Below are 14403 nucleotides of genomic sequence, written 5' to 3' on the forward strand. Positions count from 1 at the left end.
TTCTTTTTTTGTTTGCAAGCCCAGTCTCTGCTATTATTAACAAAGAATAGATCTACGCTATTTTGGAATTTTAATCATTCTATTTTTGTAAGAATCGAAACTTTCATTAACTATGCTTAAAAAAGTTGTAATCGATTACACAAACATAGATATTTTTTTTATATAAAAAATTAAAATTCATAAAAATTTCATAAATAGAATTACATATCAAAAATAAAATAGCTTTTTTATACGACTTATGTAATTTTACGGATATATAAATATTAAATATATTATCAGATTTTGATAATTTGTTACGATTTTATCTGAAAAAACAATCGATTACAAGCTTACAATTTAATAAATTTTTAAGTGTGATTTTAACATTTAATATTAAAACAAAAATCATTAAAAATTTTTAATCGATATCATTTTTAACAAGTTTTTCTTTCAAAAAAGGAATCTACAACTTGTTTTTGTGTATCTATTACAGTTATAAAACGAGCACTCAAAACCCTAAACAAATCCTAAAATAAATTTTGGGCACAAAAAAACCCTTAGAAATAATCTAAGGGCTTGATATTTATAGGGATATAAAATTTATGCGCTTTGAAGCCTCAAATCGTTCTTGCGAATTTTAATTAATGTTATTGTGATCAGCATTCCAACTATAGACATTCCAACTCCTATAAGATTTGGGGATTCGTAGCTGTATCCGGCAGTTAAAGGCAATCCTCCTAGAAAAGCTCCTAAAGCATTTCCGATATTAAAACTTCCTTGTAAAGAAGCCGAAGCAATCATCTCTGCTCCTTTTGCAGTTCGAATCATCAACATTTGAATTGGCGCAATAACAGAGAAAGAAATAGCACCCGTTAAGAATGTTAAAAACAAAGAAATATATTGATTTGATGAAAAGAAGTAAACCAAGATCAAATCGATTGACATGATAAACAACAAGGCTAAAGTGGTTGGTGCAGGAGAATATTTATCTGCCAGTTTTCCTCCGGCAAAATTTCCAACAACCATTCCCAATCCGGCAAGAATTAAAATATACGAAACATCGCCTTCGCCAAATTTCGAAACATTGATTAATAAAGGAGCGATATAACTGATCCACGCAAATAAACCTCCAAAACCAATAGCAGTGATTCCGATAATTAACCAAGCTTCGGTTCTCTTGAAAAACTCTAATTGTTTTTTCATATTTACCGTTTCACCTTTGTCCAGCTTTGGCATCCATAAAGAAATAAGAAGAAAGGTTAACAGACCCACAATGGCAATTAATACAAAAGTATAACGCCAGATAAAGTTATGTCCAATATAGGTTCCAATTGGTACACCAATTAAATTAGCCAGGGTTAAACCCGAAAACATAATCGCGATCGCCTGTGCTTCTTTTCCTTTATCGGCTAAACGGCTTGCGACTACCGCACCCACTCCAAAAAACGCTCCATGCGGTAATCCCGATAAAAATCGCGAAGCAAATAAAAAATTATAAGAAGGTGCAATAATAGAAAGCGCGTTAAAAACCGTTAACATTAAAGCTAAAATTAAAAGCATTTTTTTAGGTGGAAAATTTCTTCCAAGTATTACTAATAAAGGAGCGCCAATAACGACTCCAAGTGCATAAGCAGAAATTAAATATCCGGCAACAGGAATACTAACTTTCATATCTGAAGCGATATCAGGAAGAAGACCCATCATTACAAATTCGGTTATACCGATTGTTAAGCCTCCAAAAGAGAGTGCAATAAGACTTTTTTTCATTTTGATTGGATGAGAAAGGGAAAGACTTTCTACGTTGCAAATTTAACACCATTAAGCAAGAAAAAAGTTGTACATTTACAACATAAACTTGTAATAATAAAACATGCCGAAATTAAATCAGTTTGAAACTCTTGTGATTCATGAGTTTGAAGATGAAAAATTTCATCTTCCGCCGCATACACATACGTATTACGAAATCATCTATATAAAGAAAGGAAGCGGCGTTCATCACCTCAACAATAATCTTCTTCCATACAAATCCGGAGACTTATTTGTGATCTCTCCAGAAGACGAGCATTATTTTGATATTAAAAAATCGACCCGCTTTGTTTATATCAAATTCACCGATAATTATTTTAACTCCAAACAAAATTTAACCTGCGATGAATTCTTAATTCACACGCCTGAAAATTTTATGCGGGATAAATTATTAAAAGAAACCGTTTTAAAATTAGACGATCCGTGCAAAACGATTCTAAAAAATACAATTGAAAATATTACGGCTTATAATTGCAAAACCGATGTTTCGACTTCGCCCATTATCTTTTATCAGATTCTTTCGATTTTTGGCGTAATCAAAGAAACTATTAAATGCATGAATCTGCGAATGGAATCGACGCATATCGACAACGAACAAATTGCGACTTATATTCATCAGAATATTTATAACCCGAAATTGGTTCAGATAAAAGTGATTGCCAGTCATTTTAATATTGCCGAAACTTATTTTAGTGCTTATTTCAAAAGGACTTTTTCGATCAGTTATCGCGAATACATTAATAACCTGCGAACGACTTTAATTGAAAAACGTATTCATAACGACAAGCTTTCTATTAAACAAATTGCCTACGAATTTGGTTTTACCGATGAAAGCCATCTTTCTAATTATTTTAAAAAGAAGAAAAACATGAAACCGACCGATTTTAAGAAAACTTAAAATTGGAAATCTTAAATAAGTAACGGCTCTTAAAAAAAATATCTAAATTTGTAATTCCAAAGCATTTTCATTGAAGAAAAAAATTCACATATTGTTTTTCCTTTTAACCCTTGGCTTCTTTTTGATGTCCAGTTCAGGTTATGCTTGTGGAAAATCTGCTGAGAAAACTTCATGCGAAAAGAAAGCTGTTTCTAAAAAAGAGAATTCCCATTCTTGTCAGGAAGATTGCTGTAAAAAAGGTCATAATTCTAAAGATCAGCACGGCTGCAGCGGAAAATGCGATCATTCGAGCTGTACAACTACTGCTTTACAGTTTAGTATGCTTACTACAAACGAATTTGAATTCGAAAATAATCTCTTTAATTTTTCTTCGGAGAAATCTGTTTCTTATTACAAAACCGCCAGTATTTCTGATGGTTTTACTTCTATTTGGTTAATTCCTAAAATAAAATAATTCTATTTCTGACAGCCATAATAGTGTTTTGCCGCTAAGGCACAAAGGCTCGAAGAAATATAAAACTTTGCTCCCGATAGCTATCGGGATTGCGAGATTAAAAAACATCCTAAATTATTTAACTTAGAGAAAAATTACATTCTCTATCAAAATTTACACACAATGAAAAACTCAATATCAACTATAGCAGCAATAATTACATTATTATTTTCTGCAAAGACGATTCAGGCAAATACAATAAAAACAACAGAAACAGGAATTGAAATCGCTGATTCAAGTCAGTTACAATCTGTTTATGATGCTTATTTTACTGTAAAAGATGCTTTAATAAAAAGCGATGCAAAAGCAACTTCGGCGAAAGCCAAAGATTTATTAGACGCGATTACTGCCATAAAAATGGACAAACTAAAAAGTGACGAACATACGGCCTGGATGAAAGTGGTTAAAAAACTAACTGCCGATGCTAAAAGTATTTCGACTACAACAGATTTAAAAAAGCAACGTGAAACTTTTAAATCGCTTTCAAAAAACACTTATACCTTAATTAAAGTTTCAAAATCGACTGATGTTGTTTACAAACAATATTGCCCAATGGCAGACGCAGATTGGTTGAGCAAAGAAAAAGCAGTTAAGAATCCGTATTACGGTTCTTCAATGTTAACTTGCGGAAACGTGGTAGAAACCATCAAATAAATATGACGCTCTACATCAAAAACATGGTGTGCGCCCGCTGTAAAATGGTTGTGAAGTCTGAGTTTGAAAAACTCGGACTTCAGACTATTTCTGTCGAATTAGGCGAAGTCGAACTACAAGATGAAATCAACGATTCTCAAAAAGAAGTTTTGCTTAAAAATCTGCAGACTTTAGGTTTTGATTTATTGGATGATAAAAAAACCAAAACCATCGAGAAAATTAAAAACCTCATTGTCGATTTGGTTCATCATAAAAACAACGAACTCAAAATCAATTTATCTGATTATTTAGTCGAAAACCTTCATCAGGATTATAATTCGTTAAGCAATCTTTTCTCTGAAATTGAAAATACTACAATTGAAAAGTATTTTATCAGTCAGAAAATAGAAAAAGTAAAAGAATTATTGATTTACAATGAACTTTCTTTAAGTGAAATCGCTGATCTTTTAAACTACAGCAACGTAGCACATTTAAGCAATCAATTTAAGAAAATTACGGGCTTCACGCCTACTTATTTCAAACAGCTTAAAGATAAGAAACGTATTCAGATCGAGAATTTGTAATTTTTTTTAACCGCAAAGAGCGCAAAGGTTTACGCAAAGTTCGCAAAGTTATTTTTAGACAAAGCTTTGTGAACTTTGCAATAAAAAAAACGTGCTAAAATTATTAGCACGTTTTTTTATTTATCTGAATAATGTCCCATTGCTGAAATCACAACAACCGTTACAATTTCTTCCTCAACACTATATATAAGTCTGTCTTTTTTATTTATTTCTCTCGACCAAAACCCTGAAAATTGATGCTTTAATGCTTCTGGTTTCCCGACTCCTTCAAATGGAGTTTCACTAAGCTCTTCCAGAATTTTTGCAATTTTTTTTATGCTAGATTGATTACCTGATTTTAAATGTTTTGCAATATCTATTTTTGCCTCTGGAATTATTTCAACCCTAAACTTCCCCATACATCATTCGGATCAACCGTTATTGTTTTAGATTTTCCACTTTTATAATCTGCATATCGTTTTTGTATCTCAGCGACAAATTCAGGATTATAAGGACTTTCATTCTCTTCTATTTTCACCCCTTTATTTGTAACAGCTAACAACTTCGCAAGCTCAAGCAATGTTTTGCCAGCTTTTGTTTTTTCATTTATAGTTATAGTTGTCATAATCTTAATTTTATTATTACAAAGGTACAAAAAAATTTAACCCCAAAGAGCGCAATCCCGATAGCTATCGGGATACGCAAGGTTCGCAAAGTTTTTTTAGACAAAGCTTTGCGAACTTTGCCCTTTTTACAAAACCCAGCATATCAAAAACCTTTGCGTCTTTGCGGTAAAAAACCACCTTTAGTAAATCTTACAAATCATTCTCAAAATTATACAAACCGTTGTAGATCTTACTTCGGAAATTTGCATTGTAATATCTAATAAATAAAACAATGACCCATACATATCAACTTAACGGAATGACTTGTACAAGCTGCGAAGACAAAGTAAAAAAAGCGCTTCAACTTGTAGATAACGTGACCGATGTTACCGTTTCTAAAGATAACAACACCGCAACGGTAACGATGAATAAGCACGTTGCACTGGCCGAATTGCAAAACGCATTAGAAAGTAAATACGAGATCAAAGCTGCCGATCATAATGAAAACACTGAAGAAGTAAAATCATGGTTTACTACTTATAAACCTATTTTGCTAATTTTTTTCTACATCAGTTTAGTTACCTTATTAATACAATTTACCAATCATCATTTTGATTATATGCAGGCAATGCCGCATTTTATGGCAGGTTTTTTTCTGGTTTTTTCGTTTTTTAAATTATTAAATCTAAAAGGTTTTGCCGAAAGTTATATGATGTATGATGTGCTGGCAAAAAAAATTCCGGCCTGGGGATATGCCTATGCTTTTATTGAACTAGGTTTGGGAATTTCATATTTATTGAATTTTAATCCGTTATTGACTAATGCTGTTACTTTTATTGTAATGACTATTAGTATCGTTGGTGTTTTGCAATCGGTATTAAATAAAAAGAAAATTCAATGTGCTTGTTTGGGTGCAGTTTTCAATTTACCTATGAGTACCGTAACTATTATAGAAGATGGTTTGATGATCCTGATGAGTTTTATTATGCTAATTACAATGCTATAAAATGAATAAATCCCTATTTAATACTCTGTTTTTGCTCTTTTCCGTTCAAAGCATGCTTTCGCAAAAAGTGGTTCGTTATGATTTACACGTTCGCGACACGATTGTCAATTTTTCCGGAAAAGAAAAACGCGCTCTTACCATAAACGGACAAATTCCGATGCCGACATTGACTTTTACGGAAGGTGATATTGCAGAGATTTATGTGCATAACGATTTAAAAAACGAAGATACAGCCTTGCATTGGCACGGATTATTTCTTCCGAATAAAGAAGACGGTGTTCCCTATTTAACTCAAATGCCAATAAAACCGGGAATAACTCACAAATATACTTTCCCCATTATCCAGAACGGAACGTATTGGTATCACAGTCATTCGGGATTGCAGGAACAAATTGGTTTGTACGGACTTTTCATTATCAATAAAAAGAAAGACGATTCTACTTTTAGAAAAGGTATTGATGATTTGCCGACTGTTCCGGTTATTTTAAGCGAATGGACGGATCTGAAACCGGAGAATGTGCAGCGAATGCTCCATAATGCAAACGATTGGTTTGCGATAAAAAAAGGAACAACGCAAAGTTATGCCGAAGCGATTAAAAAAGGTCAGTTTTCGACCAAAATCACTAACGAATGGAAACGCATGAATGCCATGGATGTGAGTGATGTTTATTATGAAAAGTTTTTAATTAACGGAAAAAATGAAGATCAGCTTTCAGAGTTTAAAGCCGGTGATAAAGTCCGATTACGAATTGCAAACGGAGGTGCTTCCAGTTATTTCTGGCTGACGTATGGCGGTGGAAAAATAACGGTTGTGGCGAGTGACGGAAACGATGTTGAACCTGTAGAAGTTGATCGTTTGATTATTGCCGTTTCTGAAACTTATGATGTCGTAGTTACAATTCCTGAAGATAAAAAATCATTTGCTTTTTTGGCTACAGCCGAAGACAGAACCGGATCTGCATCTTTATTTTTAGGAGAAGGCACCAAACAACCTGTCAAACATCTTCCTAAATTAAAGTATTTCGAAGGGATGAAAATGATGAACGACATGATGAAGATGAACGGTGAAATGAATGATATGGGCATGAATATGTCGCTCAATAAAATGGACATGAATGCCGTAATGTATCCTGAAATTTCCGGCGAAGAGGAATCTGCAAAAACAGAAGATCATTCAATGCATAATATGGAAGGCATGGAAATGGACAATATGAAAATGTCTAGCGATTCTACCACAACTTCTGAAATTGTAACATTGAATTACGGAATGTTGAAATCTCCAACCAAAACAACGTTGCCAAAAGACGCTCCGGTAAAAGAATTACGTTTTACATTATCTGGAAATATGAACCGCTATGTTTGGAGTTTAGATAATAAAGTGATTTCTGAAACGGATAAAATTTTAATTAAAAAAGGAGAAAATGTCCGAATCGTATTGTACAACGGCTCAATGATGCGTCACCCAATGCATTTACACGGACATGATTTTAGGATTTTAAACGAACATGGCGAATATTCTCCACTAAAAAATGTGATTGATATTATGCCGATGGAAACTGATACAATCGAGTTTCAGGCCAATGCAGATGGCGACTGGTTTTTTCATTGTCATATCTTATATCATATGATGGCGGGAATGGGAAGGATTTTTAGTTATGAAAATTCGGCACCGAATCCGTTGATTCATCATCCTGAAATGGCGTATAAAATGCTAAAAATGGACGATCGTATGTTTCATTTTATGGCCGAAAATGATTTTGCTTCAAATGGAAATGACGGAGAAGCAATGTACAGCAACACACGCTGGAGCATTGAAACAGAATGGAGATTGGGTTACAACGACAAACATGGTTATGAAACCGAAACACATATTGGCCGATATATTGGTAAAATGCAATGGTTTATGCCTTTTATAGGTTTTGACTGGCGATACAGAAAAATGGGAATGGACGAACAGGAACAAAATCTTTTTGGACAAAGTAATACGAAAGACAATCGTTCGGTTTTTAGCGCGGGTATTGAATATACTTTACCAATGCTTGTAAAAGCACAAGTTGAAATGTATACCGATGGAAATGTGAGAATTCAATTTGAACGAAAAGATATTCCGCTTTCGAGACGTCTGCGTATGAATTTAATGTGGAATACCGATAAGGAATATATGGCTGGTTTGAAATATATTGCGGGACGAAATTTTGGAATTACAACGCATTATGACAGCGATATGGGAATTGGTTTTGGAGTGAATTTGAATTATTAAGAGAAGTGTAGTCCCTACGGGACATTTTTTAGGGATGTTATTTTATTTTTCTACCGATATTAAACTCCTAACGGAGTATTTACTGGAATCTAGAGATAAGATATCGGTAAAAACTATTTCATTTCCTTTTTTAATGATATTATATCCTAACGAAGTATTTACTAGAAAAAATATCTCGTAGAGATAATATATCGGTAGAAAAAAATAACCCGCATTTAAAATTGTCCCGTAGGGACTATATTAACATCTTCATATTTCTACATTAACTTATCATTGACAATTTCCAAAACTAAATCGCATTATATTTGAACCAACATCTTCAATCAAAAAACGAAAATTACTAACAACTAAATTTTACAAAAAATGCAAAAATTATTTACTGTTTTAGCCATCGCTTTATTTACAATTGGATTACAAGCTCAGGATACTACTCCTGCTAAGAAAGAAAAAGCTAAAAAAGAATCTTGCTGTAAAAAAACAGATTCAAAAAAAGACAAAAAATGCTGCGCAAAGAAATAATCGCAACATGCATTAAATTTAAAAGGCCTCAACTATTAGAGGCCTTTTTTTATGTTTTTTTTCGCCACAGATTTCACAGATTAGCACAGATTTTTTTAACCAACTTTGACAAAGTTTAAAACTTTGTCAAAGTTCTTCATTCCAGAAATCTTTTTAATCCTTTTAATCTGTGGCAAAAAACTTATTTCACCGTTGCTACATTTCCTGTTCTTGTCAGCACTCCCCAGCTTTGGCTTTCGCCTTTTATGGCTCTTCTTAATGCTCTAAATAAAATAACATACATTAATTGTCTGTATACAAATCGCTGTGGAATTAACCATATTAATTTAGTCAGTTTTTCTTTTTCAAAAATAAAAGCAATCACACTAACCAGCATATCTACCACCATAAAAGCAATATAATAAACCAATATTTTATGAAGACTGTCTGGATCATTGAAATTCCAGATTAAACTTAAAATAAGAATTAAATCAGCCAAAGGCGCAAAGATTGGCAAAACGATTTGAAAAAGAAGAATGTTTGGCAAAGCGACCATTCCTAATCCTTTATATCTTGGATTAAAGCACGCATCTCTGTTTTTAAAAAATGCCTGCATGATACCATAACTCCAGCGAAAACGCTGTTTCATAAATTCTTTCAAACTCTCTGGAGCTTCTGTTATTGCAACGGCTTCGATACAATTTATAATACGGTAATCGTTTCTTAAAATCCGAATCGTTAAATCACAGTCTTCAGCAAGTGTATCGGTTGTAAAACCTCCTGCTTTTTCAATTGCTTCTTTCTTAAAGGCACCAATTGCTCCTGGAACAACCGTAATTCCATTGATTAAATCGAAAGCCCTGCGGTCAAAATTTTGTGCAGTTGTATATTCAATACTCTGCCATTTGGTAAGCATTGTATTTTCGTTACCAACTTTTACATTTCCGGCAATGGCGCCGATTTCCTCATTGTCTTTTAACTGAATAGTAAAGCCTTTCATCAATTGCGAAATGGCATCAGTTTTTAGCTGCGTATCCGCATCAATACAAACAACATACTCATTTTGGGTTAATTTAATTCCGTAGTTTAAGGCAGATGCTTTTCCTCCGTTAGGTTTGGTATTGACTTTTACTTTTGGATTATTGCCAAAGGCTTCATTAATCATGGCAAAAGTTTTGTCTTTAGAACCATCATCTACAAAAACAATATCAAAATCAGGATAATCCTGACCTAATAAATTCTCGATTGTTTTTACCGCATTTATTTCTTCATTATAAGCCGGAACAATAATACTCACTTTTGGAAGAACTCCATTTGAAGGTTTATAAACTGGCGGATGTCTATGATCTTTCCATTTTTTTATAAAAGCCATAATTGCCATTAATGCGATTCGGAAAAACCCCAGAAAAATGGCAACCCAAAATGTAGCCGTAATAAAATGTCCAAACCAATATCCGAAATCGAAAATAAAATTATCGACTGAAATAAAAGGCCCTTTTGCTTCTGGCATAATTTCGTCTTTGGTTTTACCAAGTAAATGAGCAACAGTTGTAAACTGAATATGTTTGTCTTTAAAATATTTAATAATTCGGGGCAAAGCTGTAACCGTAGCTTCTCTGTTGCCTCCAGCATCGTGAAGCAAAATAATTCCTTTATCGGGATTTGCTTCATATTGTTGTATGGTTCTAATGTAAACCGAATCCGCACTTACGCCTTTTTCCCAATCATTTGGATCTATACTTTCTCCAACAGTATAATAATTTTGTGCTTTACTTAAAGCAATTGGTTTCAGTTCGGCTTCTGTTGTGGGTTCGGCATCTGCATTATAAGGCGCTCTAAAAAGTACAGTACTTTTTCCGGTAACGGCTTCGATTAATAATCGGGTTGTTTCCATTTCTTTCGCCGCGCGTTCCGGACTTACCAAAGCAATATTTGGATGTGTAAAAGTATGATTCCCTATTTCGTGGCCTTCTTTATAAATTCTTTGCAGCAGCGGAATATTATCTTCTCCCTGAATACCAATCACAAAAAATACCGCTGGTACTTTTTCTCTTTTTAAAATATCTAAAATTTGAGGCGTATAAGTAGGATCTGGCCCGTCATCAAAAGTTAAAATGACTTGTTTGTTTACGTTTCCAAATTTGCTGATGACATATTTTGTGGGCAATTCTACATATTTCTGTTCTGTAATAATGTCTTCATCATTATTGATTTCCAATTCTATTTTTCCCGCTGCAGGAGCTGCAATAACATTTAATATTTCGCCGTCTCCAATGTAAGCGGGACTTTCGATTCGCGTATCAACACGTTTCATTATATTAAAATCGAAAGGCTTTTTATTGATGCTTTCGTCGGTTAAGCTTCGCTGATAAAAACTCCACAAACGCTGATCTTCGCTTCCCAAACGCCACAAAGCAGTTCCTCCCAAGCCATATTCGTCACTAAATCTTATAGTATTAAAATTAGTGGCAGCATCTTCAAAATTGACTACATGTTTTTTACCATTACTATCTTTATAATTATAAGAGTTACTGTAACTGTTATTATCAAATTTTATCGTGGCATTATGTTGTTTTGCAATGGCAATTGCCTGATCGTAAGTTATGGTTTCTCCTTCTTGTTTTTCCTGCCAGTCGTAACCATAACCGGCAAAACAAAGAATAATTTTTTCTGACGGAATTTCCTGCGCTGTTTTGTCTACGATACGCTCTATCCATTTCTGGCTGCTTACATCTCCTGGAACACTGCCGGCATAATGTTCATCATAAGCCATCAAAAACATATAGTCATTGTATTTTGCCAATGCTTTTACATTAAAATCATCGTCTGATGCCATAATATCCTGCGAAACAAGATAGCCCAGCGGATGCAGTTTTTCGTATAAGGCTTTCTGAAAAGCAATTATAGGTTCATCGCTGTTTTCTTTAAACTCTTCAAAATCGATATTAATTCCTTGTAAATCATATTTCTTTAATGCTTTTACAATATCATTAATTAGCCTTTCTCTTTTATTTTTATCGTGAAGAATGCGATGAATAAGGTCTCCGTCAAATTCGCCTTCACCTAAAGATTCATTGATGTTGTTGATTAACGGAAGGATTTTTACTTTCCCTTTTTTCATTACTTTCAATGCTGCCGTATCAATTTCTGTTCGCAGTAAATCGGTTTTGGGATCAATAAAAAACCATTCCGGGACTACCATATTGAGTTTGTCAATATTTTTTTGGAGTGAAAACAAACTCTGAGGATCCCAGTCGACATAAAAAGCAGCCCGAACTTCTTCAGTAGTTTTTGGTGCAATTGGCTGTTTTCGTAATTTTTCTATTTTCTTTTTTTCTCTTAAGAAATAATCAAATCCTTTAAACTTTTTGAGTTCTTTATCACTTAAATCTTTTGGTGTAATGGGATTTTCAAGGCTATGTCCGGCTCGGCTGCTGTTGGCTAAAAGTGGCAAAGGCGGCTTTAATCCTCTTTTTAAAGTGATAAAAAAAATGGGAACCATTAAAATAAGAAGAAACAAAATAAGCCTGCTTGACCATTGAAATGTTTTCCAGCGTTTTTGGGTAACCGTCTGAAATATTTGTTTTTTATCATCCATATATTTTACTTTTTTAGGTAAATACTATTAAAAGATAAATCAAAAAAATAATTGTAAATCTTGAAGATTTAGACAACTTGATAAAATTCTGCTTTTTCTATTATGAAATATTTATCTTACAAATGTAATTTAATTTAGATACAAAACTAGTGTTGATAAATGAAGATAAAATTAGCAGACTGTATTTTCGGAGCAGAAACTATAGAATAAAATTACGAAAGAAAAAGTTCAAAAAAACAACAAAACACAACAAAGCTTACTGACTAACAAATAAATACAAAAAAGACCTCAATTTCTTGAGGTCTTTCTTTATGTTTGTTTTCGCCACAGATTAAAAGGATTAGCACTGATTTTTTCTATACATAAACTTTGACAAAGTTTTAAAATTTTGTCAAAGTTCTTCAAACTGAAATCTTTTTAATCCTTTTAATCTGTGGCAAAAAAATTATTTCAATCTAACACTCCATTCAAAATCCATTTCTGAAACCTGAACACCTTCTTCATTAGTTCCTATCGATTTCATCCAGAAGGTTTGTCCCTCGCCTGTTGCGATTGTCTGCTGAATGGCTTCGGCAATTAAATGTCCGTCGTTGCATACAAAAGTTATTCTTCCGGTTGCTTTTTTGGTAAAGTTTCCTTTATTATTAGCGACAAGCATCGAGATTTTTTTACCGCTTTGTTCTATTTGTGAAATAACCAAAGCGCCTGTTGTTAACTCAGCCGCCATTGCCTGAACTGCAAAATACATTGAATTAAAAGGGTTTTGATTTATCCAGCGGTGTTTTACACTTACTACACATCTGTCTTTGTCGATTGCTTTTACACGTACGCCGCAAAAGTATGCCGACGGTAATTTGAATAATACAAATTTGTTAAGTTTAGATACAGATATTGCCATTTGATATATTTTTTATGTAAAAATACAAAAAAACTATGCACGCACAATAAATTGACATTACTTTCTAAAACCATCAGTAAAATCAATACTTCGCAATGATTTTCAGTTAATTATATATCTTAAATTAATTTTTAATTTGTTAAAATTTTGTTAATAATTAGTACTATGTAAAACAAGATACTGTCTTTTAGATATATATTTGCATAAGAAATTACTATATGCTTTTAATCACTCAATCAAAACCACTCATCATGGAAAAATCATCAGAAAAGAATACTTCGGCATTCGCACATTTAAGTACATTAAGTCAATACATTATTCCGTTTGGAAATTATATTTTTCCAATCATCATTTGGTCAAGTTATAAAGACAAATCGGAGTTTGTAGATCATCACGGAAAACAAGCTTTGAACTTTCAGTTAAGTTTATTGCTTTACACGTTAATCTTAGCTTTAATCGCAATCCCGGTTTTTGTTACGGTTTTTTTACAAAACCTTCCAATCGAAGCTGTTTTTAATGACAATGAAGATTTCTACATCAGAAATTTCAATTTTGAAGGAAACATTGGCCTTTTAAGTATTGGAGCTACGGCAGTAGTACTTTTTGGACTTTTAAAATTTGTTGAATTCTTTTTAGTGATTTATGCTTCTATAAAAGCTTCAAACGGAGAATTATACAAATATCCGTTAACGATTTCTTTTATAAAGTAACACTTCGACTTCGCTCAGTGTGACAAAAGGTTAAAGGTTATAGCACAAAAACAATCAATCATCAATCAATTATCATCAATCAAAAAACGAATTGTTCAATCTAAAAAAAACAAAATGAAATTATGAACATTGAAAACACAAAAGCACAGATGCGCAAAGGTGTTCTTGAGTTTTGCATCTTATCTGTTCTAAAAGAAAAAGACGCATATACATCTGAAATATTAGACACTTTAAAAAACGCAAAATTACTAGTTGTTGAGGGAACAGTTTATCCGCTTTTAACTAGATTGAAAAACGACGGTTTACTAAATTATCGATGGGAAGAATCGACATCTGGACCACCAAGAAAATATTATGGATTAACCGAAATAGGGCAAACATTTTTAAACGAACTTAGCGGTACCTGGACAGAATTGTCTGACGCCGTAAAACTAATCACCAATCAAAATCAATAAG

At 33.1% G+C, this 14403-nt stretch carries 14 protein-coding genes; 9 read left to right on the forward strand and 5 right to left on the reverse strand.

The window, feature by feature from the left end; translation table 11 throughout:
• Positions 1 to 579: 579 nt before the first annotated feature.
• Complete coding sequence (locus B3C18_RS03295; RefSeq protein ID WP_291142325.1) at positions 580 to 1746, reverse strand: MFS transporter; 1167 nt, start codon at positions 1744 to 1746, stop codon at positions 580 to 582.
• 103 nt (positions 1747 to 1849) lie between these two features.
• Between B3C18_RS03295 and B3C18_RS03300 the strand changes: the two genes are divergently transcribed.
• From B3C18_RS03300 to B3C18_RS03315, 4 genes are all read left to right on the forward strand, one after another.
• Complete coding sequence (locus B3C18_RS03300; RefSeq protein ID WP_232682709.1) at positions 1850 to 2683, forward strand: AraC family transcriptional regulator; 834 nt, start codon at positions 1850 to 1852, stop codon at positions 2681 to 2683.
• Positions 2684 to 2753: 70 nt separating this feature from the next.
• Positions 2754 to 3137 carry a hypothetical protein gene (locus B3C18_RS03305; protein WP_291142332.1) on the forward strand — a complete coding sequence of 128 codons (384 nt, stop codon included), beginning with the start codon at positions 2754 to 2756 and terminating at the stop codon, positions 3135 to 3137.
• Between the two features lie 162 nt (positions 3138 to 3299).
• Entirely contained in the window at positions 3300 to 3830 is a 531-nt protein-coding gene (locus B3C18_RS03310) for a DUF3347 domain-containing protein (protein WP_291142335.1), read from the forward strand.
• 2 nt (positions 3831 to 3832) lie between these two features.
• Positions 3833 to 4393, forward strand: coding sequence for a helix-turn-helix domain-containing protein (locus B3C18_RS03315; RefSeq protein WP_291142340.1), 561 nt, complete (start codon positions 3833 to 3835; stop codon positions 4391 to 4393).
• Positions 4394 to 4509: 116 nt separating this feature from the next.
• Here B3C18_RS03315 and B3C18_RS03320 read toward each other — a convergent pair whose 3' ends face one another.
• Positions 4510 to 4791, reverse strand: coding sequence for a Txe/YoeB family addiction module toxin (locus tag B3C18_RS03320; RefSeq protein ID WP_291142343.1), 282 nt, complete (start codon positions 4789 to 4791; stop codon positions 4510 to 4512).
• The gene (locus B3C18_RS03325) at positions 4767 to 4997 is read right to left on the reverse strand and encodes a DUF2683 family protein (protein ID WP_291142346.1); all 231 of its coding nucleotides are present in this window, start codon (positions 4995 to 4997) and stop codon (positions 4767 to 4769) included. The genes B3C18_RS03320 and B3C18_RS03325 overlap by 25 nt, the downstream gene beginning before the upstream one ends.
• Before the next feature lie 272 nt (positions 4998 to 5269).
• Between B3C18_RS03325 and B3C18_RS03330 the strand changes: the two genes are divergently transcribed.
• The 3 genes from B3C18_RS03330 to B3C18_RS03340 all read left to right on the forward strand — a co-directional run bounded on the left by B3C18_RS03330 (position 5270) and on the right by B3C18_RS03340 (position 8762).
• On the forward strand, positions 5270 to 5983 hold the full coding sequence (locus tag B3C18_RS03330; protein ID WP_291142349.1) for a heavy-metal-associated domain-containing protein: 714 nt from the start codon (positions 5270 to 5272) through the stop codon (positions 5981 to 5983).
• A gap of 1 nt (position 5984) precedes the next feature.
• Positions 5985 to 8243, forward strand: coding sequence for a multicopper oxidase family protein (locus B3C18_RS03335; protein ID WP_291142352.1), 2259 nt, complete (start codon positions 5985 to 5987; stop codon positions 8241 to 8243).
• 363 nt (positions 8244 to 8606) lie between these two features.
• Positions 8607 to 8762 (forward strand): hypothetical protein, encoded by a 156-nt coding sequence (locus tag B3C18_RS03340; protein ID WP_177178044.1) that lies wholly within the window; start codon positions 8607 to 8609, stop codon positions 8760 to 8762.
• 181 nt (positions 8763 to 8943) lie between these two features.
• Here B3C18_RS03340 and B3C18_RS03345 read toward each other — a convergent pair whose 3' ends face one another.
• Positions 8944 to 12339, reverse strand: coding sequence for a polysaccharide deacetylase family protein (locus B3C18_RS03345; RefSeq protein WP_291142362.1), 3396 nt, complete (start codon positions 12337 to 12339; stop codon positions 8944 to 8946).
• Positions 12340 to 12784: 445 nt separating this feature from the next.
• On the reverse strand, positions 12785 to 13237 hold the full coding sequence (locus B3C18_RS03350) for a DUF4442 domain-containing protein (protein WP_291142365.1): 453 nt from the start codon (positions 13235 to 13237) through the stop codon (positions 12785 to 12787).
• Positions 13238 to 13488: 251 nt separating this feature from the next.
• Here B3C18_RS03350 and B3C18_RS03355 point away from each other — a divergent pair, with 251 nt between their 5' ends.
• Positions 13489 to 13947: a DUF4870 domain-containing protein gene (locus B3C18_RS03355; protein WP_256636001.1), complete on the forward strand. Its 459-nt coding sequence runs from the start codon at positions 13489 to 13491 to the stop codon at positions 13945 to 13947.
• A gap of 122 nt (positions 13948 to 14069) precedes the next feature.
• Positions 14070 to 14402, forward strand: coding sequence for a PadR family transcriptional regulator (locus B3C18_RS03360; protein ID WP_017498072.1), 333 nt, complete (start codon positions 14070 to 14072; stop codon positions 14400 to 14402).
• Position 14403: the final 1 nt, after the last annotated feature.

The organism is Flavobacterium sp. UBA7680, assembly GCF_002482975.1.
In the GTDB taxonomy this organism is placed as follows: domain Bacteria; phylum Bacteroidota; class Bacteroidia; order Flavobacteriales; family Flavobacteriaceae; genus Flavobacterium.

What these genes read in the sequence shown, in the direction of transcription:
- B3C18_RS03345 (WP_291142362.1), bottom strand. Translation starts at nt 12,339, where the DNA reads ATGGATGATAAAAAACAAATATTTCAGACGGTTACCCAAAAACGCTGG.
- B3C18_RS03355 (WP_256636001.1), top strand. Translation starts at nt 13,489, where the DNA reads ATGGAAAAATCATCAGAAAAGAATACTTCGGCATTCGCACATTTAAGT.
- B3C18_RS03330 (WP_291142349.1), top strand. Translation starts at nt 5,270, where the DNA reads ATGACCCATACATATCAACTTAACGGAATGACTTGTACAAGCTGCGAA.
- B3C18_RS03320 (WP_291142343.1), bottom strand. Translation starts at nt 4,791, where the DNA reads ATGGGGAAGTTTAGGGTTGAAATAATTCCAGAGGCAAAAATAGATATT.
- B3C18_RS03325 (WP_291142346.1), bottom strand. Translation starts at nt 4,997, where the DNA reads ATGACAACTATAACTATAAATGAAAAAACAAAAGCTGGCAAAACATTG.
- B3C18_RS03335 (WP_291142352.1), top strand. Translation starts at nt 5,985, where the DNA reads ATGAATAAATCCCTATTTAATACTCTGTTTTTGCTCTTTTCCGTTCAA.
- B3C18_RS03300 (WP_232682709.1), top strand. Translation starts at nt 1,850, where the DNA reads ATGCCGAAATTAAATCAGTTTGAAACTCTTGTGATTCATGAGTTTGAA.
- B3C18_RS03310 (WP_291142335.1), top strand. Translation starts at nt 3,300, where the DNA reads ATGAAAAACTCAATATCAACTATAGCAGCAATAATTACATTATTATTT.
- B3C18_RS03350 (WP_291142365.1), bottom strand. Translation starts at nt 13,237, where the DNA reads ATGGCAATATCTGTATCTAAACTTAACAAATTTGTATTATTCAAATTA.
- B3C18_RS03340 (WP_177178044.1), top strand. Translation starts at nt 8,607, where the DNA reads ATGCAAAAATTATTTACTGTTTTAGCCATCGCTTTATTTACAATTGGA.
- B3C18_RS03360 (WP_017498072.1), top strand. Translation starts at nt 14,070, where the DNA reads ATGAACATTGAAAACACAAAAGCACAGATGCGCAAAGGTGTTCTTGAG.
- B3C18_RS03315 (WP_291142340.1), top strand. Translation starts at nt 3,833, where the DNA reads ATGACGCTCTACATCAAAAACATGGTGTGCGCCCGCTGTAAAATGGTT.
- B3C18_RS03295 (WP_291142325.1), bottom strand. Translation starts at nt 1,746, where the DNA reads ATGAAAAAAAGTCTTATTGCACTCTCTTTTGGAGGCTTAACAATCGGT.